General features: G+C 44.9%; 20 protein-coding genes. 6 read left to right on the forward strand and 14 right to left on the reverse strand.

The features are described 5' to 3' along the window. Positions 1-219: 219 nt before the first annotated feature. Entirely contained in the window at positions 220-546 is a 327-nt protein-coding gene (locus K941_RS0113875; protein ID WP_029104049.1) for a protein tyrosine phosphatase family protein, read from the forward strand. A gap of 91 nt (positions 547-637) precedes the next feature. After that, complete coding sequence (locus K941_RS0113880; RefSeq protein ID WP_029104050.1) at positions 638-2,143, forward strand: anthranilate synthase component I family protein; 1,506 nt, start codon at positions 638-640, stop codon at positions 2,141-2,143. Here the strand turns inward: K941_RS0113880 and K941_RS0113885 are convergent, their stop codons facing one another. The 4 genes from K941_RS0113885 to K941_RS0113900 form a co-directional block, all read right to left on the reverse strand. Further along, the gene (locus K941_RS0113885; protein WP_029104051.1) at positions 2,144-2,401 is read right to left on the reverse strand and encodes a YkgJ family cysteine cluster protein; all 258 of its coding nucleotides are present in this window, start codon (positions 2,399-2,401) and stop codon (positions 2,144-2,146) included. It abuts the gene before it with no gap. Further along, positions 2,394-4,028, reverse strand: coding sequence for a phage tail family protein (locus tag K941_RS0113890; protein WP_029104052.1), 1,635 nt, complete (start codon positions 4,026-4,028; stop codon positions 2,394-2,396). Before K941_RS0113890 ends, K941_RS0113885 begins: the two co-directional genes overlap by 8 nt. A gap of 61 nt (positions 4,029-4,089) precedes the next feature. Then, a complete protein-coding gene (locus K941_RS0113895) occupies positions 4,090-5,157 on the reverse strand; it encodes a hypothetical protein (RefSeq protein WP_029104053.1) in 1,068 nt (355 codons plus the stop codon). A gap of 50 nt (positions 5,158-5,207) precedes the next feature. Continuing rightward, the gene (locus K941_RS0113900; RefSeq protein ID WP_029104054.1) at positions 5,208-6,083 is read right to left on the reverse strand and encodes a helix-turn-helix transcriptional regulator; all 876 of its coding nucleotides are present in this window, start codon (positions 6,081-6,083) and stop codon (positions 5,208-5,210) included. Between the two features lie 138 nt (positions 6,084-6,221). On the opposite strand from K941_RS0113900, the gene K941_RS0113905 reads away from it, so the two are divergent. Beyond that, complete coding sequence (locus tag K941_RS0113905; protein WP_029104055.1) at positions 6,222-6,461, forward strand: helix-turn-helix domain-containing protein; 240 nt, start codon at positions 6,222-6,224, stop codon at positions 6,459-6,461. Positions 6,462-6,750: 289 nt separating this feature from the next. Here the strand turns inward: K941_RS0113905 and K941_RS0113910 are convergent, their stop codons facing one another. From K941_RS0113910 to K941_RS0113940, 6 genes are all read right to left on the reverse strand, one after another. Then, positions 6,751-7,917 (reverse strand): AI-2E family transporter, encoded by a 1,167-nt coding sequence (locus tag K941_RS0113910; protein WP_029104056.1) that lies wholly within the window; start codon positions 7,915-7,917, stop codon positions 6,751-6,753. Between the two features lie 141 nt (positions 7,918-8,058). Further along, on the reverse strand, positions 8,059-8,517 hold the full coding sequence (locus tag K941_RS0113915; RefSeq protein ID WP_029104057.1) for a YaiI/YqxD family protein: 459 nt from the start codon (positions 8,515-8,517) through the stop codon (positions 8,059-8,061). Continuing rightward, the gene (locus tag K941_RS0113920; RefSeq protein ID WP_029104058.1) at positions 8,514-9,242 is read right to left on the reverse strand and encodes a Fic family protein; all 729 of its coding nucleotides are present in this window, start codon (positions 9,240-9,242) and stop codon (positions 8,514-8,516) included. The genes K941_RS0113915 and K941_RS0113920 overlap by 4 nt, the downstream gene beginning before the upstream one ends. Next, a complete protein-coding gene (locus K941_RS0113925; protein WP_084137794.1) occupies positions 9,242-10,405 on the reverse strand; it encodes a 5-(carboxyamino)imidazole ribonucleotide synthase in 1,164 nt (387 codons plus the stop codon). The genes K941_RS0113920 and K941_RS0113925 overlap by 1 nt, the downstream gene beginning before the upstream one ends. 136 nt (positions 10,406-10,541) lie before the next feature. Beyond that, complete coding sequence (purE, locus tag K941_RS0113930) at positions 10,542-11,084, reverse strand: 5-(carboxyamino)imidazole ribonucleotide mutase (protein ID WP_051226114.1); 543 nt, start codon at positions 11,082-11,084, stop codon at positions 10,542-10,544. Positions 11,085-11,318: 234 nt separating this feature from the next. Further along, on the reverse strand, positions 11,319-12,242 hold the full coding sequence (locus K941_RS0113940; RefSeq protein ID WP_029104061.1) for a metallophosphoesterase: 924 nt from the start codon (positions 12,240-12,242) through the stop codon (positions 11,319-11,321). A gap of 143 nt (positions 12,243-12,385) precedes the next feature. Here K941_RS0113940 and K941_RS0113945 point away from each other — a divergent pair, with 143 nt between their 5' ends. Further along, complete coding sequence (locus K941_RS0113945) at positions 12,386-12,844, forward strand: YcgN family cysteine cluster protein (protein ID WP_036388643.1); 459 nt, start codon at positions 12,386-12,388, stop codon at positions 12,842-12,844. 130 nt (positions 12,845-12,974) lie between these two features. Continuing rightward, positions 12,975-13,838, forward strand: a complete 864-nt coding sequence (locus tag K941_RS0113950; protein WP_029104063.1) for a transporter associated domain-containing protein — start codon at positions 12,975-12,977, stop codon at positions 13,836-13,838. Positions 13,839-13,978: 140 nt separating this feature from the next. Here K941_RS0113950 and murJ read toward each other — a convergent pair whose 3' ends face one another. The 4 genes from murJ to ampD form a co-directional block, all read right to left on the reverse strand. Then, positions 13,979-15,529: a murein biosynthesis integral membrane protein MurJ gene (gene murJ / locus K941_RS0113955; protein WP_029104064.1), complete on the reverse strand. Its 1,551-nt coding sequence runs from the start codon at positions 15,527-15,529 to the stop codon at positions 13,979-13,981. A gap of 571 nt (positions 15,530-16,100) precedes the next feature. Then, positions 16,101-16,385 carry an EamA family transporter gene (locus tag K941_RS16660; protein ID WP_029104065.1) on the reverse strand — a complete coding sequence of 95 codons (285 nt, stop codon included), beginning with the start codon at positions 16,383-16,385 and terminating at the stop codon, positions 16,101-16,103. Next, positions 16,363-16,827, reverse strand: a complete 465-nt coding sequence (locus tag K941_RS16665) for an EamA family transporter (protein ID WP_084137796.1) — start codon at positions 16,825-16,827, stop codon at positions 16,363-16,365. The genes K941_RS16660 and K941_RS16665 overlap by 23 nt, the downstream gene beginning before the upstream one ends. 257 nt (positions 16,828-17,084) lie before the next feature. Beyond that, the gene (gene ampD / locus K941_RS0113970; protein ID WP_029104067.1) at positions 17,085-17,672 is read right to left on the reverse strand and encodes a 1,6-anhydro-N-acetylmuramyl-L-alanine amidase AmpD; all 588 of its coding nucleotides are present in this window, start codon (positions 17,670-17,672) and stop codon (positions 17,085-17,087) included. A 72-nt stretch (positions 17,673-17,744) separates the two neighbouring features. Here ampD and K941_RS0113975 point away from each other — a divergent pair, with 72 nt between their 5' ends. Beyond that, positions 17,745-19,568 carry a DUF7840 domain-containing protein gene (locus K941_RS0113975; protein WP_029104068.1) on the forward strand — a complete coding sequence of 608 codons (1,824 nt, stop codon included), beginning with the start codon at positions 17,745-17,747 and terminating at the stop codon, positions 19,566-19,568.

The raw sequence follows: 19,568 nt of genomic DNA on the forward strand, positions 1-19,568 counted from the left end.
AAAAATTGAAAAATTGAAAAATTGAAAAATTGAAAAATTGAAAAATTGAAAAATAGTCTGATTAAATTTTAATCAATTTTACACCCCTTATTCCAAAATTTTTAAAAATCCCCCAAATTTTAAAATTTTTTCATAAACTTATGCCAAATTGGCGTTGAACGTCCGTCTGTTTTTGGGTAAGATAAGTCCTATTATAAATCACCAAGTATGGGGAATCACATGCACACAAACATCACATTGTATAAACAAATCTACCCTTGTCAATGCCAAGCCTTGTCCGAGCTGGGTTTTAAGAGTTTGATAAATTTGCGTTTTGATGATGAGATGGCAGGTCAGCCCAAGACTGCCGAGCTGTGCCAAAGTGCCGAGCAGGTTGGCTTATCCTATCGTCATCTGCCCGTGGATGGCGAGAGTTTGCACTTGGAGACGGTGACGGCATTTGCTCATCTGTTGTCTGATTTGCCCAAGCCTGTCATGGTGTTTTGTGGGACGGGCAGCCGTGCCAAACGCCTGTATCAGTCGGCAGTGGTAAGTGGGCTGATTTGATGATGACCGCCAAGTGAGAGCTTAGGCGGTTTTTTATTGTCTTTTGCCACGCATTTTGGGTTATAATAATAAAAATTTTTTAGGACTTGTCATGCTATCTTTATCCGACTTTCACGCTCTTGCCGAGCAAGGCTATACCCACATTCCACTTATCAAAAAACGCTTAATGGACGATGCCACCCCTGTGTCGGTGTTTGCCAATTTGCGTAAATTTTTTGCGTCCGCTTATCTGTTTGAGTCGGTGGTGGGGGGCGAACGCTGGGCAAGATATTCCATGATTGGACTGGGTTCGGACATTACTATTCAGTATCATGACGGCAAAGTGGTGGTGAAGGATGCTCGCAAGGACGAGACGACCACGCACGACACCGACCCCTTTGATTTTATCCGCACCTTTATGGCGGAGTACAAAACCCCAAGCCAAGATGTCATGCCCGATTTGCCTGCATTTAGTGGCGGACTCGTGGGCTATTTTGGCTATGACATGATACGAGTGATTGAGCCGACTGTTGGCGTGTCAAACTCGCCTAATCCTTTGGCTCTGCCTGATATGTGGCTTACCCTATCATCGTCTGTCGTGGTATTTGACAACCTAGAACATACCCTATCTATCGTGGTTTATGCGGACGTACAAGCCAAAGACGGCTACAAAAAGGCGGTCAAACAGCTTGATATTATTGAGAATTTGCTGTCGCACAAGCCTGATTTGACCGTCAAAAAACAGCCCCTACCGCATTTTGTCTCGCAAACAGGGCAAAACAAATTCTGCACGGACGTAAACCGCATTAAGGAATACATCAAGGCGGGGGACGTCATGCAAGTTGTCCCTGCTCAACGTCTGTCAGGTGAGTACAGTGGCGACCCGCTCGCGGTGTATCGGGCGTTGAGATACCTAAATCCGTCTCCGTATCTGTTTCTCATTCAAGGCGAGCTTGCCAATGACGAGCCGTTTCACATCGTGGGGGCGTCGCCCGAGATTCTCTCTCGCATTGAGACGGTGGGCGATGAGCGTAAAGTTACCGTGCGACCATTGGCAGGGACTCGCCGTCGTGGCGTGGACATGGCAGAAGATTTGGCACTAGAAGCTGAGCTACTCTCCGACCAAAAAGAAATCGCTGAACATCTGATGCTCATTGACTTAGGGCGTAATGACATCGGCAAGGTGTGCGACATTGGCACGGTCAAGGTAACTGATAAGATGTTTATTGAACGCTACTCGCAAGTCATGCACATCGCAAGCAATGTAGAAGGCGTGGTGTCGGCTGATAAGGACGCTCTGGACGTGTTCTGTGCGACTTTCCCAGCAGGCACGCTGTCAGGAGCTCCCAAAATCCGAGCCATGCAAATCATCGATGAGGTTGAGCCTGTTCGCCGTAGCGTGTTTGGCGGAGCGGTGGGCTATCTGGGCTGGTCGGGCAACATGGATACCGCCATTGCCATTCGCACCGCCGTGCTAAAAGACGGACAAGTCCATATCCAAGCAGGGGCAGGCGTGGTGGCGGACTCCGACCCTGTGGCAGAGTGGGACGAAACTAACAAAAAGGCGTTGGCGATTGTCAAGGCGGTGGAAATGGCGTGTGGGGGGCTTGTCGTCTAATCACAGCTTTTCGCAGATTTGCAGGTTTAGCCGAACAAAATCGTCCCAAGCGATGTGTTCGGCTAAATGCTTTTTATAATAATTCTCTACCTGACAAATAAGTGGGCGTTCATCATAAATCAAACATAGGTTGGTGTCATCATTAAAATGCCGACAAACACCATCGCCACGGTCTAAATAAGCAGTATGTTCACTCAGATTGACACGGCGACAGCATTTGCCACAGGATGTGCATGGAAAAGGCGTAAGATTATCCATGGAGCTTTTTGGCTTTGCTTTGTAGCCATGACATGGTGCTGGCACTATTTCCCATTTCATAGGGTAATTCTATGCCACGTCTGTCTATTTCGGCTTGTAAGACTTGTCCTTTTTGGATTTCATTGCTGGCATGGCTAAGAGCGTTAGACAAATCCCTTAACTCTTGGGGGTTGAGATTAAACTCTATTTTGGCAAGATTGGTAACATAAGCATTTAGCTCAGCATTAATCTCTTTTATATGGTCTAAAAAGACATCATACTTATTTTTAAGGCTGTTTAAAAACTCCCACACTTTTTTCATAAGGGGACTATAATCAATAAAATAAGCAGTGCCAACCATCAAAAGACCTGTAAATAATGCACTGACAAAAGCGGCAATCTCCGTGCCAAAAGGTGTGGTTAAGACTGTCGCCAAATGCTGATGGAGCATAACGCCCAATATGGTAGAAACGCTTGCAAAAATAAGTCGGGTAATCTCTCTCATCAAATCGCCAAATGCCAACTTTTGGGGGTTTAATACCAACAGTTTGATGACTTGCACCAAGTTACTCCAAGATTCACGAATAAGTTTCCCCATTAATTTGGTACTGGTTAAGAAAATATTTAAAATGGTGTTGGTAATGCTAGACAAAACCCCAGCAATAAAGCTGTCTTTAAAGGTGTTTAGTACATCTTTAAATCTTAATTTTACCCTTTCAAAAATATTGTTTAAGGTATTTTTTAGCTCCCCCCAAAACATTTCAAGGCTAAAATTTATTTGACATTTCCTTAAAAGATTTGGCAGAGCTTCTTTTAATTCAAACCAAATTTCTGCCAATGCCAAGCCTATCGCCTGTCTTGCTCCCATACGAAAGCCTTGGCTAGCAGCAGCCTTTGCGGTGTTTTTAAAAAATTTACTACTGGTGTAATAAGCCATACCAATTTCATGATTGTATTCACCCCGTGCTTTTTTGTCAGTTTCAATCATGGCTTCTTTGTCAATATTTTGCAAAGCCTCCAAATCTTCCTTGGCTTGGCGTAAATTCTGTTTTAAATCCAAAACATCTTGACCGTGAGCATCTTTTGGAAGTTCTGCCAGTTGTTGCTCGTAGTTTTTAATTTTGGCTTCATAATTATTAATGCTTTTTGGCAAAACTTCATTCAAAAATTTTTCGGTAGAATGTTGTTTTTTGGCAATATTGATTTTGTCATAGGTGGATTGAAAGTTACTATTTTGATTGGCAAGTTCTGAGCCGTCCAATCCTGCCAAAACTCTACCTGCATCATCATGAATTTCTTTGGCGGAGATAATATGGTCTAAATGACGTTTCTCGCCGTGTTTCATTGTGGTGTTACGGTAGGCATCATGTAATTTGCCCGATTGGTATTTTTGCTTATCTTCTCTGCCTTTGTTGATATAATTTTCATGCGAATGATAAGCGTGTGAATTGTAATCGCCACGATTTTCATAGGCAGAACGAGCTTCATCAGTTGCCCATATGCCTTGACGGACGTTGTGAATGGTATCCACATCACCGCCTTTTTTATCTTCAAATAATAAAAAATCTAAACCAAAAGTGGTTACAAGGCTATGAGTAACGGTTTTGTTAAGCTCATTACGCCAATCAAAGTGTTGGGTGTTTGTCATTTGATTTCTCCAAGGGATAAGATGCCCTATAAGTTAGAGCATCTTAAAGAGTAGCAAAGCGTTAATATTTTCTGGCATTGCTTGATGATGATTGCAGTTTATCGCCCATCTCTGCGGTATTTAGCACATTGCCGTGAGGACTTTGCTCAAATTGTGGTACATTATTTTCATCATATACAATTTTGCCATTTTCTTTTTTCAATTTAAAAATTGGCGTTTGGATAATATCAGTCAAGATTGCCGCCAAAGCGTAACCATTATTGATTGATTGAATAATGGTATCTGTTTCCTTGATGGTATCCAATGAACCTTTTCTTATTAACTGTGCAGCCCGTTGCAAGTCTTTTAGATAATGTTTAAATTGGAGATGGATATTTTTGACGTTTAGGATAATGTTGACAACATAAGCACGAGTATCGTTAAGATGTGCAATGGCAGCATCGGCATTGCTTTCATACTCAGCAACCTGCGTGCGAATTTCTTTGGCTTTTTCTAGGGCATCTTTGGCATGAGAGGCGAACGCCCAACCTGCTACAGCAATGACAGGGGCTGCTACTACACCGCTTAGAATCATCGCTCCACCAGCCATACCTAAGCCGCCTGCTGCCAATGAACCACCACCAATGGCTGCCATTGTTGCGTTATAAGCTGCTACACCTGATAGAGCGGCTATCGGTGTGCCTGTAGAGGCAGCTGCTAAGGCCATGGTGCCACCATAGACAGCGTAAGCTGCCGCAGCACCACCTGCTGCACCACCGACAAGTTTGCCTGCATAGGCAACCGAATTCATTGAAAGTGTTTTAATTTGATTTAATTTAAATTGAGGTAAATTAATTTCTAAGTGCTTATTCGAGTGTTGGTTGAGCTTATTTAATAACTCATCAGCTAATTCTTCAAAGGTTTTAAAGTCCTGTCCAATCGTTAGATAAAGCTCGCCCAATTCATTGATTTTTGATTGAGTGGATTCATTCGCTTTTTCTAATTGTGACTTTTTACGATCGTATTTAGACTTGGCGTTTTTGACGATATCATCGGCTTCACTTTTGTCTTGATAGCCGTCATAGGCTTTTTTAGCACCAGTAGCTGCGGTGGCAATGGCGATACCGCCTAGAATAAGTGGCAATGGCATGGTTAGTTTCCTTATAAAAATGCTGATATTCAGCGGGGTTAAAATAAATTCTAATCTAAATAAGACTTCAATTCACCCTCCAACCTATCCTGCCATTCTTTTGGCTCGATAATGGTCAAATGCGGTATCCAACACCGTATAATGGGCGATAATTCATCATAATGCCAAACCGTGCTTTGTATAAGCCAGTCGCCATTGGCTTGTTTGGCGATAATGGATTGTTTGGGTAAAATCTGTCTTTGCTGAAAATAGGATATGACCTTTGAGCTGACATTGATAAGAACGGCCATCTCTTTTTGTCCTAGCCAAATGCTATCATCGTTATTGATGAGTGTGTCAATTTTATCATTGCTATCAAAGTATTCTTTATTGATAATCAAATCAACAATTTTACTTAACCGATAACTTTTTAGTTGGTCATTCTCCACACCTGCCAAATACCAAAATCCTTCTTTAAAAATTAGTTTGTAAGGATAAATGGTACGTTCTTTATTATCATAACGGCAGTGTATGATTTGGCGATTATTGATAGCACTATCTAACCGCTTCATCATTTCATCAAATGCTTGACTGTTTTCATAGGCATAATGATGAATATGATATGAGCTGTCCGACTTTTGTTTGATGAGTTCCCTTAAAAAACCAATATCCATATTTGGTAGCAGGTTGTGAATACCGATGAGTTTAATCAGCTCGCCAAATTCTTTGTGGGTTAAATCAAATCGTCGGCTATTATCCAAAGACACGACCCCACGGTCACGCACCAACGGCAGATAGCACTCCATGCGAGCCAAATCACGGCGAATGGTTTTGTCGCACACGCCATATTCGTCCGCCAGAGCCTTGGTGTTCAGCGTCTCGTTGCTGTTTAGGCGGATAAAGATGTCGGCAAATCTGTCCGCCAGTCGTTCGTGCTTGTTGCTCATGAGTTGTCAAATAAATTCCTTGTGGTGCGTTATCACTTTATGCCAAGAGCAATGAGCGAATAAATATATTGTACCTATTTTGGGTAAATTCGTCAATATGGTGTAAATAGGTCTATTATTTTCCATGAGTTCATGGTGATGACCAGAAGTATTCACACCACCCAGATGATAGCCTTGCGAGCGTGGCTGTATGACGCACGCACCGCCCAAAACTTACCCATGCGGACGCTTGCCGAGCGACTTGACCGCCCGCATTCGTTCGTCCAGCGGGTGGAGAATGGCGACCGCCGTCTTGATGTGGTGGAATTTATCCAGTATTGCCAAGCACTAGGTATTGACCCAAAGGTGGGGCTTGACCTAGTGTTGCAGACAGAATAAGTCATGACATGGACAGGTTGTGTCCATATTGATGGCAGATGTGTGATTTGTGCTGTATTTTTGGGTATAAAATCCCCAAAAACATCTGGTTTTGGGGTATGGTTAATAAATGCTTTTTGGCATAGATGTGCAAAAATAGTCAGTCTATATATCTAAAACTGGTTCTGGTTCAAAAAGTATGCTACAAAGAAAACCGTTCGTGGTGAGCTTGGGAAACCTAACGGTTTTCCTACCCACAGGCAGGCTCAGGGCGAACGGAAAAACTGGTTTTTTAGGAAGTTTAATTTATCTAATTTTCCAATTTATCTGTATCCAAGACAGGCTTGGGCGTTGGGGTGTCGGCAAGTAAGGCTTTGCCGTCCGCTACAGGGACAATACTGTCTTTGGGGGCAAAAATCTCATTTTTGTGCTGACTTATCCACTCTCGCCACACCGCCAAGCCAATCGCCAACACCACAGGCCCGATGAACAGCCCTACAAACCCAAATGCCGTCAATCCTCCAAGCACGCCGATAAAGATGATGATAAAGGGAATTTTGGTCGCCCCACTAATCACAATCGGACGAATAAGATTATCCACCCAACTAATAACAAGCGTCCCCCACAGGGCAAGCCCAATGCCTTCTGCTGTATGCCCTTGAGTGAGTAGCCACACCGTCACACCGCCCCACGCAAAGGGCGTGCCAAAGGGGATAAGTGCCACGACAAAGGTAAGAAGTGTGAGCAAAATGGGGTTTGGGGTGTTGGCAAAAGCGTAGCCCACCCCTGCCAAAATCGCCTGAGCTAAAGCGGTCAATCCAATGCCATACACCACCGCCTGCGTGGTCGCCCCCACCGAGTCGATGTAGTCGTCAATGCGGTCGCCGATGATGTTTTTCATGGCTTGGCGGATTTGGCGAATCAGACTTTTGCCGTCCCGATAAAAGAAAAACAGGGTCATCAGAGCCATGCCAAGTTTGGCAAGGTTTTTTAGCACCGCATCAAACGCCATTTTGCCATAATACAAATGCGACTGCACCCACGTTCGCACCGTCTCCATGGTCGCTTCGGGGTTTTTGTTAATCTCCCAAAGCGTGTCCTTAATCGTCTGCCCGATGACAGGTAAGTCCTTGATTTGACTGGGTAAATCCAAATAGCCTGCTTGCAGACGGCGAAGTGCCGTACCAACAAAACTCACCACTTCATGTTGCAAATAAAACACGCCCACAATCAGCGGAATGCCAATCATGAGTGAGATACAAAAAGTCATCAAAAACGCACTAAAACTGGGGCTTAGGCGGACTTTGGTATGAAAAAAAGTATAAACAGGAAAAGTAACATACGCCAAAATCCCTGCCCACAACGCTGGCACGATAAAAAATTGCACCACTTTAAAGCACAGTACAATCAAAATAACAAGCAAAGTCAAGGCGAGCAGGCGTTGTAAGACGAGTTCTTTATTCCATTGTTCAATCATGGTTTTGGCGTAAAAATGCGTAAAAAGGTGCTTGTAAATGGGGATATTATGCCAAAATTTTGACAAAAACGCATGGGAATTTTGTGGTGTTTGCGTTGCGTAAGTTTAAGGGAAAATAATTTAAAAAACCGTCAAAATCGCTTAGGGTAATGCACGCACAAGCCGATTTAGCCCATTTGCAAAAGCGATTTTGTCCTTGTCGCTGTACGGCTTTTGTCCGCCCATGCTTTTTGGGTCAAGCACGCCTGTACCACGAAGCGTTTCCATAAAATCACGAGCGTTGAGCTTAGGTTTGATGTTATTCAGGGTAAATTCTTCTCCCCGTGAAGTCAAAACTTTTGCCCCTTTTTGTAGTACCTCACCCGCAAGGGGAATGTCGCTTGTAATGACCAAATCCCCTGCTTGGGCATGGTCTGTGATGTAGTTGTCCGCCATGTCAAAACCTTGTGCCACCACCACCGACTTTAAATAAGGTGATGGCGGTAATTTGATAAAGCTGTTTGCCACAAAAGTTGCCATAACACCTGTGCGGTTGGCGGTCTTGATAATCAGCTCTTTGGCGATGGTGGGAATGGCGTCTGCGTCTATATAAATAATCATACTATCCCCAACTTTTGATAAACCCCAAACCCCTCCATCATACAGTCGTGAATTAGGGTCAAAAATTTATGGCGGTTGCCTGTGGTCGCCCAATCATCAATCGCCTCATAATAGACAAGGCGTTTGTCCACCGTGATGATACAAGGCGGATAGCCATGCTTGATAAGTTCAAGATTAAGAAGTAGGCGAGCGGTGCGACCATTGCCGTCAATAAAAGGGTGAATAATCACAAAATCGGTATGGAGCTGGCACGCCTTTTCTATAGGGTGTAAATTTGTCTTGGTCTCATACCACGCTACAAGCTCGCCCATTCGTTCATTTAACAAAAAATGCTCAGGCGGTGTGTGGCTTGCCCCCGTAATGATGACATTGGCACACCGATACCGCCCTGCATTGTCTGGGTCAATGTTTTTTAGTACCAAGCCGTGCAGATTTTTGATGTGCCATTCGCTAAGTGGCTCATTTCTATCACAAAGCTCATAGACATAATCAATCGCCTCTTTGTGATTAATTGCCTCAAAATGCTCACGCAATGACTTACCGCCCACCGTGATACCTTCTAGCACGACTTTGGTTTCAAGCAGGGTTAGGGTGTTGCCCTCAATGGCGTTACTGTGGTACGTCCAGCGTATCGCCAAATCCTCCGCCAGACTTTTGACAAGGTGGGGCAGTAGAGGGCGGTGGGTGTCAAGGGTGGATTTTAGGTGGTCAATGTCGGCAAACATTACAAAAGCCCCAATTTATTTGGTAGCAGCCCCACCACTTTCTCCACCGTCTCGGTAAGTTTCTCACTATCGCTTGGCATTACCGTGATATGGGCGATTTTGCGTCCGTGTCGCTCTTCTTTGTCGTAGCCGTGATAATGCACGCCGTCAAGGGCAAGCACATCGCTGATATTGGGATATTCGCCGATGATATTAAGCATAACAGATGGCTTAACGATACAAGTGTCGCCAAGTGGCAAGCCCGCCACCGCACGCATATGGTTTTCAAATTGGCTACACACCGCCCCCTCAATGCTCCAATGCCCAGAATTATGCACTCGGGGGGCGATTTCATTGGCAATCAGCCCATTGTCCGTAACAAATAATTCTAAGGTCAAAACACCGACATAATTTAAATGCTCCAAGAGTTTTTTGATATTATTTTGGGCTTGTTCGGTTAAATTATCCACATTAGGAGCAGGGGCTTCTGTTTTGGCAAGGATGCCATTGTGATGGACATTTTCCACCAAAGGATAATAGCGGATTTCGCCCTGCTTTGAGCGGACGGCAATGATGGACACTTCACGGTTAAAATTGATAAACCCTTCGGCAATTAAGGGAGCGGTTTCACACGCCTTGCCTAATTCGTCCCAAGCGGTTTTGATGTCATTTTCACTTCTAATCACAAATTGTCCTTTGCCGTCATAACCGCCCCGAGTGGTTTTTAAGACAAGGGGCAAGCCTAATTTATCGCAAGCCGTTTCTAATTCGTCAAACGTACCCACCGCCAAAAATGGCACGGTGTTAATCTTTAACTCATTAAACAAATTCTTTTCGTTTAAGCGGTCTTGGGCGATAAATAGGGCGTGGGCAGGGGGAAATAGTCCGACCGTTTGCTCCAAAACTTTGGCACTGCCTAAGGGCGTATTTTCAAATTCTAAGGTATAAGTGTCGCAGGCTTTGGCAAATTCATCAAACTGCTCGGTGCTGTACACCTTGCCAAGCAGACGAGCAGGGCAGTTGGGGGCGTCTTCTAAGAACACACAGCGAATGCCAAGTGGCAAGGCACTTTGGGCAAGCATTAAGCCTAACTGCCCACCGCCTAGAATACCGATGGTTTTGACGGGGTGTTTGGAATGATTGACGCTATAAAAATTGGCGATGGAGATGGGGGTGTTTGGCATAGGGGTTCTCAATTTGGTTTTTGGTGTTTTAGAGTTAATACAGAATAAGGGCGGTTTGTAAGGTGCGTACCACGCACCATTAAAGTCCAAATCCCAAAAGGTGCGTCATACACACCTGACGGTTTCTTTGACGAATTTAATTAATAATCCCCGGAACAGGATTATCCAAAATACTTTGTGTTTGTTTGGCACGAAACTCGGCAACGGCATTGCCCAATTTTTCATCGCTGATGGCAAGCATTTGCACCGCCAAAAGCCCTGCATTGTACGCCCCTGCCGTACCGATGGCAAGCGTTCCCACCGCCACGCCTTTGGGCATTTGTACGATGGACAAAAGACTATCCCAACCGCTTAGCATACTTGATTTGACAGGCACGCCAAGCACAGGCAAATCGGTCTGGCTGGCACACATTCCCGGCAGGTGAGCCGCTCCGCCTGCCCCTGCGATGATGATGGCAAGCCCACGAGACTTGGCACTTTTGGCGTAGTCAAACAGACGGTCAGGCGTGCGGTGGGCGGAGACGACTTGGCATTCAAAAGGCACGCCAAAATCCGCCAAAATCTGTGCCGTCTCACACATGGTCGCCCAATCGGACTGACTGCCCATGATGATACCGACTTTGGGCGTGCCGTCTGGCGATGAAATGGGGGCAGGGTTTGGGGCGTGGGCGTTTGACATGATAATCCTTAAATGGCTAAAAATGGTTGAAAAAAGTATTATAGCAAATATTGGGGCGAATGCTAAGGGTGTGGGGAGATTTAATCTTTAAAAAATTTGGTATGGTTAATCTAAATAAAATTGTTAAAGTAAATTATAAATTTTGGGGTGAATAAATCATTATTGTATGTCTGTATTTTAAAATAAACCCATTAAAATTATTAGGATAATTTTAAATAAAATCCCCCAAATCATTTACTCCACAAATTGCACAAAATTATCATCATCTAATATCGGATTATTGGTATCAAATTGATAAGCGGTTAAATGTCCGCCCCTGCCTGCCGAATAATCAATACACACCACTTTATCGGATAAAATGGTGGGCTTATCATGTAGCCAGTAATGCCCAATAAATATCGGTTTTTTGGTTGTAACGCTAAATGCCAATAATTCATCAGACAAATCATTAAGATAAATTTCTGGTAAATCATTGGCAAATAGCGTTTTGTCAATGGATTTATTTTGCCAATCGTCCATCCACCATTTGACACGAGCCTGCGTGCGAACCATGCCTGTTTTGTCGGTCATGGTTAAGCCAGTCGGCAGGGGGCTTTCTATGCCTTTTAATAAATGTTCTATGGCATAATAAGGCTTGGTGTTTCTTTTGCCTGTGAGCTGTATGGCATTGGGGGTTAGTTTATTATTATGAAGTAGGGGTGTTAATATCTGTATGCTATATTTATCATAGCAGGCGTGAATACAAATCAGCTCATCTAATTCTATCCATAATGGCAATTCATAAAACCGCTGTATCCAATGGTGATGTAATGGGCTATCAAATCCTACTTCATCAACAAAGGCTTTGTGCTGAAAGTTATTATTATCGGTATGCGGACGTAGATATTTGCCATTGTCATTTTGGGTAGCGTAGCAAATGGCGTTGTATTCGTGATTGCCCATGACGGCAAGAGCCTTATTATTATCAATCATATCAAAAACGATTTGGAGTGTGGCTAATTGCTGATTGCCCCTATCAATAAAATCGCCCATAAAAATCGCTTGATGACCGTGCGGGGCAATATAACTTTTGCCGTTATGAATATAGCCCAATTTATCAAGCAGTCCTGTTAATTTGTCGGCATGTCCGTGAATGTCGCCAATGATGTCGTAAATCATAAAATTATCCTATATCAAATTTTTTTTTTGTAAAATTTAAAAATTAATTTTTAAAACCTTGCCATGATTATAACAAAAATTTTTGGCAAATTTGCCACCAAAAACCGCCAAATTTGTTACAATAAATATTTTTGGAAAATACCGTGTCCGATTTACGCCCCAACTTTTGGCAAAATTACCCCCTAACCGCCTTAACCGATGACGAATGGGAGGCGTTGTGCGATGGCTGTGGCGTGTGCTGTTTGGTCAAATACCTAGACGATGATAACCCACGCTTTACTGAATATACGGACGTGGCGTGTAAGCTCCTTGACACTGCCACAGGGCATTGCTCGGACTACGCCAATCGTAAAGCAAGTGTGCCTGACTGCATTCGCTTGACGGTGGACATGCTCCCAAATATGATGTGGTTACCCCGTCATTGTGCCTACAAACGGCTGTATCTTGGGCAGGGCTTACCGCATTGGCACCGCCTTATCGCAGGGCAAGACAGGCACGATGTAGCAATGGATAAAGTGGGCGTGCGTGGTCGTTGTGTGTCCGAGACGCAGTTTGATGATGAAGAGATAGAAGAGCGTGTGATAAAGTGGGTGAAGATTTAGAGGCGTGTGGCATGGCACTTTACCCAACTATTTGTAAAAACCCCTTGAATAACCCTTATAAATCCACTATATTAGGACGTGTTGAACATTCACAATTATTTTACCCATTTAAAAAAAGGATACACCGCTCATGTCTGATGACCACAGTTGGCGACGTGGCTTAAAACGTTGGCTCTCTACCGCCCCCGAAACCCGTGATGACCTGCTTAACCTTGTCCAAGACTCTCGGCGGTTCTTGGATTCGGACATGGTTGATATGCTTGAGGGCGTGCTTGATTTGCCTGCCATGGCGGTCAAGGAGATTATGACCCCACGCCCTGATGTGAGAGCCATTACCAGTAGTGATGACATTGAGACGGTGCTTGCCACCATTTTTGAGTCCAATCATTCTCGCTATCCTGTCATCGATGAGGCGGACGATAATGCGGTCATGGGTATTTTGCTCGTCAAAGACCTAATTCCCTATCTTGCCCAAAAATCGGCAGGGCAAAACCCTCCATTTTTGCTCAAAGACCTAGTACGAAAGCCCCTATACATCTCGGAGACGGCACGCTCGGATACTCTGCTACGCTCACTGCAACGGGCTCAGGTGCATATGGCGGTCGTGGTTGATGAGTTCGGTTCGGTGTCGGGCGTGGCGACGTTGGAGGATTTGTTGGAGGAGATTGTTGGCGACATCGTTGATGAGCATGATGACATCGATGAGGACAGCACCATTAACAACATCATCACCCACCCCGAAAAAGACGGCGTGTGGCTCGTGCAAGCGTCCACGCTCATTGGCGACTGTAACGAGGTGCTGGGGACGAGCTTTGATGATACGGACGTGGACACCATGGGCGGTCTGGTCATGCAGGCGTTGGGGGCGGTGAGCAACTTAGAGGGGCAGAGCGTGTCTATCAATGACTGGCAAATCACGGTGGTGGACGTAGAAGGGCGGTATATTCATCTGCTTGAGCTGACCTTAGTGCCACAATTAAATGATGAAAATTAAGAAAAGTTAAAAAGGGCGAGCAATCGCTCTTTTTGTTGGGGAATGTGTGGTTTTGTAAGGTGTGTACCGCACACCAATATATTTTGATTTTAAAAGATGAATATTGCACATTCCCTTTTTCTTTCAATTTTCCTTCAATCTCACCCATGCCGTAACTGTCTTGGTCTAAACCCACTAGCAAGTAGCACCACGCCATACACCACCGCACCTAGCACGCAGATAGCGATTAGCACGGCAAGTTTTGCCCATGCCGAGCCGTCTTGGGGGTAGTAGGGTAGTACCGCATACAGGCTTACCGTCATGGCGAGCGTGGCGATGACAAACTGCATGCCCATTTTGTACCAATGTTTGCCAAAGTGCCAAATATCCCGTTTTTGCAAAAAGTAATACAAAAGCCCTGCATTGACAAAGCTCGCCCCTGTCGTGGCTAGGGCAAGACCGCCATGCAAGGGTAATTTGGCAAGATAAAAAATCCCAATAAACACCACGCTAAACAGCATATTGGCAAACACCGAGACGATACCGATTTTGACAGGGGTTTTGGTGTCTTGCCCTGCAAAAAACGCAGGGGCGAACACCTTAATAAGCATAAAGCCCAAAATCCCGCCCGACAGACAGCGTAGAGCAAGAGAAGCCATGTCGCCGTCTGTGGCGCTAAATTCGCCACGCACAAACAGGGCATTCATCAGCACGTCCGACAGCACAAACATCGCCACAGATGCAGGCAGACCGATAAGGACAATAAGACGCATTGCCCAGTCTAGGGTTTTGCCAAATTCTATCATGTCCGCCTTGGCACGGCTTGCCGACAGGCTGGGCAAAATGACCGTACCGATTGCCACGCCGATGAGACCGAGTGGCAACTCGCTTAACCGCTCGGCAGAGTAGAGCCACGAGACCGAGCCGTTTGCCATTTTGGATGCAAAAATGGTGTTGAGTAGCAGGTTAATTTGCGTTACCGACACCCCAAAAATGGCAGGGAGCATGAGCGTCAAAATGCGTCTGACCCCTTCATGTTTAAAATCAATGCTTGGGGCGACCAGTAATTTTTTGCGATATAAATCAGGCAGTTGTATGATAAGCTGTAACACGCCCGCTACCGCCACCGCATGGCCTAATGCCATGATAGATTTGTCAAGCATGGGGGCGATGAGCCATGCTCCGACTATCATGGAGATATTGAGTAAGACAGGGGCGAAGGCAGGCGGGGCAAATCTACCATAGCTTTGTAAAATACTGCCAAAAAATGCCGTCATGGAAATAAAAAACAAATAAGGAAAGGTTAGGTACAAAAGCTCGGTTGCTGTGTTAAATTTGGCAGGGTCATCCACAAACCCAGGGGCAAAAAGCTGTATCACAAAGGGGGCAAGGGCAAGCACCGCCACCGTGAGTGCCAGCAAAATCACCCCAAGCACGCCCGAGACACGGCTGATGAGTAGCTGAATTTCGTTAAAGGTTTTTTGTTCTTTATATTCGGTCAAGACAGGCACAAAGGCTTGCGAGAACGCCCCTTCGGCAAAGAGCCTGCGTAAAAAGTTGGGGATTTTGAAGGCGACCAAAAATGCGTCCATAAGACCACCTGCCCCAAACACGCCCATAAGGACGACATCACGCACCAAGCCTAAAATGCGTGAGAGCATGGTCATGGAGCTAACGACAAGGGTGGAGCTAAGCAGACGAGATTTTGCCATGATAAATTGCCAACAAAAATTTGTGCGTATTATAAAGGATTTGGGTGATGAGTGGATGAATTTTTTGTGAATTTGTGGGGTGTGAGCGGATTTGTTAAATCAAAATTGGGGTTTTTAAAATTAAAAAATAATAAAAAGGGGTAAATGATTTTTTAAAAATATTTTAACTTAAAAATAAAGATTGTAGCAACTGTATCCCACGCATCTTTTAATTTATATAAAAAATGATTTTTACCAATTTTATTTTAAATATTTTTAAAAATAGACTTCCTGCAAAACCCAAAATAAGGAAAACCGTTCGTGGTGAGCTTGTCGAACCATAACGGTTTTCCGCCACCCCTCAACAAGCTCGGGGCGAACGGAAAGCCTAGTTTTGCAGGAAGTCTAATATGTTAATTTAAAAAATACAAATTTATAGTCAATTAATCCTAATTTGCACCAATGCTAAATTTTAAAAAATTCTTTTATAGTATGGTAAGGTACGTAACACGCACCTTTTAAATGAAAAATCTTATTGGTGCGTATTACGTATCTTACTGTAATTAAAACACGCTTTAATTTAAAAACAACATCAGCCCCTTTTATCAAACCACCGTCCGCCCAACAAATGCACCCTAAGCCCAAACAATACCGTCAAAATCCCCACATAATGCCACAAAATAAGACGCTCTTTTAACGCCACATAGCCCACGACCAACGCAATGACAGGCACAAGCATGATAAAGGGCGTAACCTTACTTGCCGAATGCCGAGCCAGCAAATACCCCCAGCCTGTATAGCCGACAAAGCTCGCCACATACGCCAAAAACATGACACCAAGCACCCCTGACAGGCTAAAATTTGCCAAATGACTCATCACACCGCCCACGCCATACGCCAAGAGCGAGCCTAGCGTAAAGGCGATGAGTGCCGAGATATTGCCCCACGCCAATGAGCGTGAGTCCAGCCCCTGCCGTTATCATGCCGACAAGATGATTGGGTTTGACGGATTCTTTTAGCAGTATGCACGAAAACAGCATGGTCAAAAAGACTTGTGCTTGTAAAATCAGTGCCGACAGCCCTGTGGGAAATTGCCGTGACAATGCCAAAAACATGAGGCTAAATTGCCCAAAGCTAATGGTTAAGCCATATAAAATTAAATAAATCCACGGGGCATTGGGTTTTTTAAAAAAGAAAACAGCAGGCAATAAAATCAATAAAAAACGCACCATGCCTAATATCAAAGGCGGTACATCATTTAAGCCGATTTTCATTGCCAAAAAATTGACACCCCAAATCAAAACCACGCTAAATAAGATTAAATAATCGGCTTTGGTTCAAAAAGTATGCTACAAGGAAAATCGTTCGTGGTGAGCTATGCCTGCCCATAACGGTTTTCCTACCCGCAGGCAGGCTCAGGGCGAACGGAAAACCTAGTTCAGCATACTTTTTGGACTACTATCAAATAATCTTTGGTGTGCATATTAATTCCTTTTAAAAATTGGTAATAAATTTTGGGTATTTTTTAATTAAATTTTTAATAAATCTCCTAAAAATTTTTAAAAAATTAAATCCATTATTTTTTGCATAAATCATCGACCAGTTGTCTTAATTTTTGCCAATCAAAAAATTCGCCAGGGTCGGTTTTGCGAGCAGGAGCAATATCACTATGCCCCATAAGGTGTCTCTTTGTGGTAGGATAGGCGGTATAAATGGCGTGGATAATATGAGCAAGGGCGGTATATTGTATCTTAGTAAAGGGCGAGTAATCATCGCCTTCTAATTCTATGCCAATGGTAAAATCATTGCAATTTGACCGCCCAAGATAAGCGGACTTCCCTGCGTGCCATGCCCTGTCATTAAAATTGACAAATTGACTAACAGATCCGTCTCGCTCAATAAATAAATGAGCCGACACTTCTAAATCGGCAATGGTTTTAAAATAGTCATGGTCATTGGCATTTAGGTTATTTTGAAAAAAGGCTTTGACAAAATGCGTGCCAGTAGTATCGGCTTTGCCAAATTCGCTTGGGGGCAGGCTGATATTATGAATGACAATGCCCGTAATGGGGCAGTCGGGACGGGCATTAAAATTGGGGGACGGCACAAAGTCCGCTCCGTGTAATATGCCGTCTTTGATAAAAAAAGTGGTGAATTTTGTCATGATGATTTATACTTGTCAAAAGTCTATTCTATCAATTTTTATTTAAATTTAACACTTGATTTAACACTTGCTATGAAAAATTTTTACCAACCCGTCCCCACACTACTGGCCCTTAGCCTAACCGCCTTGATGAGCGTGCCAGCGTATGCCGTCTCATCTGGCAATGTCCTAACAGACGGCACCAACGTGGCGTATCGAGACAGTCGTGTGGTTTTTGATGAGATTCAGCATTCATTTTTAGTGGATAATTCTCAACCGAACACCGCCCCAACCGCCAGCCAACCCCAGTCTTTGGCAGACGTGGCAAGCTCTCCTGCATGGCGAAAATTGTTACTGCTTGACAAAAAAGGCAAGCCCACTGCCAAAGACCCTCATTTTTTACTGGCAGGGGGTGACACCAGAGCCGAGCTTGACGCTATCATCAAGGCAATAGATGAACGTGATGATAAGGTGCTGTGTGCTTTTCCTGCTCGCACGCACTATGTGGCAGAGCAGTTGGGCTTGGTGTTAGATGACAGCGGTTGTGATGAATTTCATGCGTGGGCGAAACAGTATGACGCTCGGGCGTTGTCGCTGACCTTTGCCGATGAACACCCCAATTCGCTCGGATCGGCGTTCTCTCATGTGATGATAAAGGCGGACACCGAGCAAAGTTTGGCAAGTGGTCGTGATGATGATGCTTTTGCTATTAACTACACCGTTGCCCGAGATAAGGCGGACGGCGAAGCCGAAGCCAGTACCCGCTCGCTGGTGGGCGGTTATGCAGGGGTCATGGAGTTTTATGATTATGATGAAAAGCGAGATGTGTACTTGCTTGATGATGAGCGAGACATTTGGGAATATCGCTTAAATCTCACGACTGCCGAAGTCGCCCAAATCATGCGACACGTGTGGGAGACCAAAGACTTAAAACGTCCGTATTTTTTTACTCATGACAACTGTGCCAGTGAGATATTACGCCTGATTGATGTCGTGCGTGGCAGTGAGTTGCGTGAAGCGGTTGGCAAAGTCGTTGTTCCTAACGAAGTGGCACGCGTGCTGACCGATAAGGGACTGGTGCGTGATACCAAATACCTGCCGTCAAAGAGCAGTACCGCCCAAGCGGTGCAAAACGGCACACAGGGTGTGGTTACAAGCCCTAGCAACCCCGCCCATGCCAGTCCCACGCACCGCATTGGCTTATCGGTCGGCTATGATGACAGTTATCATGGCACACGTACGGGTGATAATGATGGCACAACTTTTGGACTGTCGTTACGCTCGGCATATCATGATGTGCTAGATAGACCTGTGGGGGTACGCCAGTATCTTGATGTCGAAATGCTCTCGCTCGATGTGCGATATGATGATAGGCTAAAAGTGGATAAGGCAACGGTGTTTAGCACACGCAGTTATAACCCAACCAACACCGCCAAAGCCCATAACGGCATGGCATGGGGTCAGCACGCACGGCTCATGCAGGTCATGGATGGCTCAGATGGGGATAATGATGACCATATGGTCTTTGATGTTCGCCTAGAAAAGGGCAAATCATGGACACTCGGGCAGGGCGAGCTAGGTACGGGCAGGCTTGCCGATACGCTCTGCTATGTGTTTGGCGGTTATGGCGGACAAGTGGGGCATATCAATAAGGGCTATCGTGTGGGGGCAGGCGTGAATGTCGGCTGTATTCATCATGCCAGTGATAAGGTGCGTGTCATGGGCGAGCTTGCTCTGCCAGTGTGGTATCATCACAATCAAGGCGAGACCCGCTCGACATACGTTCAGCCTGCTCTTAATGTCGGCGTGCAGTACGACATCAGCCCCACATACGCCCTACGCTTGACAGGTAAGGCGGAGCGTGGGCGTGATGACACGCACGAGCAAGTGGCGTTGGCGGTATTGCGGTATTTTTAG

The sequence above is a fragment of the Moraxella caprae DSM 19149 genome (assembly GCF_000426885.1).
In the GTDB taxonomy this organism is placed as follows: Bacteria; Pseudomonadota; Gammaproteobacteria; order Pseudomonadales; family Moraxellaceae; genus Moraxella; species Moraxella caprae.

What these genes read in the sequence shown, in the direction of transcription:
- K941_RS0113875 (WP_029104049.1), top strand. Translation starts at nt 220, where the DNA reads ATGCACACAAACATCACATTGTATAAACAAATCTACCCTTGTCAATGC.
- K941_RS0113880 (WP_029104050.1), top strand. Translation starts at nt 638, where the DNA reads ATGCTATCTTTATCCGACTTTCACGCTCTTGCCGAGCAAGGCTATACC.
- K941_RS0113885 (WP_029104051.1), bottom strand. Translation starts at nt 2,401, where the DNA reads ATGGATAATCTTACGCCTTTTCCATGCACATCCTGTGGCAAATGCTGT.
- K941_RS0113890 (WP_029104052.1), bottom strand. Translation starts at nt 4,028, where the DNA reads ATGACAAACACCCAACACTTTGATTGGCGTAATGAGCTTAACAAAACC.
- K941_RS0113895 (WP_029104053.1), bottom strand. Translation starts at nt 5,157, where the DNA reads ATGCCATTGCCACTTATTCTAGGCGGTATCGCCATTGCCACCGCAGCT.
- K941_RS0113900 (WP_029104054.1), bottom strand. Translation starts at nt 6,083, where the DNA reads ATGAGCAACAAGCACGAACGACTGGCGGACAGATTTGCCGACATCTTT.
- K941_RS0113905 (WP_029104055.1), top strand. Translation starts at nt 6,222, where the DNA reads ATGACCAGAAGTATTCACACCACCCAGATGATAGCCTTGCGAGCGTGG.
- K941_RS0113910 (WP_029104056.1), bottom strand. Translation starts at nt 7,917, where the DNA reads ATGATTGAACAATGGAATAAAGAACTCGTCTTACAACGCCTGCTCGCC.
- K941_RS0113915 (WP_029104057.1), bottom strand. Translation starts at nt 8,517, where the DNA reads ATGATTATTTATATAGACGCAGACGCCATTCCCACCATCGCCAAAGAG.
- K941_RS0113920 (WP_029104058.1), bottom strand. Translation starts at nt 9,242, where the DNA reads ATGTTTGCCGACATTGACCACCTAAAATCCACCCTTGACACCCACCGC.
- K941_RS0113925 (WP_084137794.1), bottom strand. Translation starts at nt 10,405, where the DNA reads ATGCCAAACACCCCCATCTCCATCGCCAATTTTTATAGCGTCAATCAT.
- purE (WP_051226114.1), bottom strand. Translation starts at nt 11,084, where the DNA reads ATGTCAAACGCCCACGCCCCAAACCCTGCCCCCATTTCATCGCCAGAC.
- K941_RS0113940 (WP_029104061.1), bottom strand. Translation starts at nt 12,242, where the DNA reads ATGATTTACGACATCATTGGCGACATTCACGGACATGCCGACAAATTA.
- K941_RS0113950 (WP_029104063.1), top strand. Translation starts at nt 12,975, where the DNA reads ATGTCTGATGACCACAGTTGGCGACGTGGCTTAAAACGTTGGCTCTCT.
- murJ (WP_029104064.1), bottom strand. Translation starts at nt 15,529, where the DNA reads ATGGCAAAATCTCGTCTGCTTAGCTCCACCCTTGTCGTTAGCTCCATG.
- K941_RS16660 (WP_029104065.1), bottom strand. Translation starts at nt 16,385, where the DNA reads ATGAGTCATTTGGCAAATTTTAGCCTGTCAGGGGTGCTTGGTGTCATG.
- ampD (WP_029104067.1), bottom strand. Translation starts at nt 17,672, where the DNA reads ATGACAAAATTCACCACTTTTTTTATCAAAGACGGCATATTACACGGA.
- K941_RS0113975 (WP_029104068.1), top strand. Translation starts at nt 17,745, where the DNA reads ATGAAAAATTTTTACCAACCCGTCCCCACACTACTGGCCCTTAGCCTA.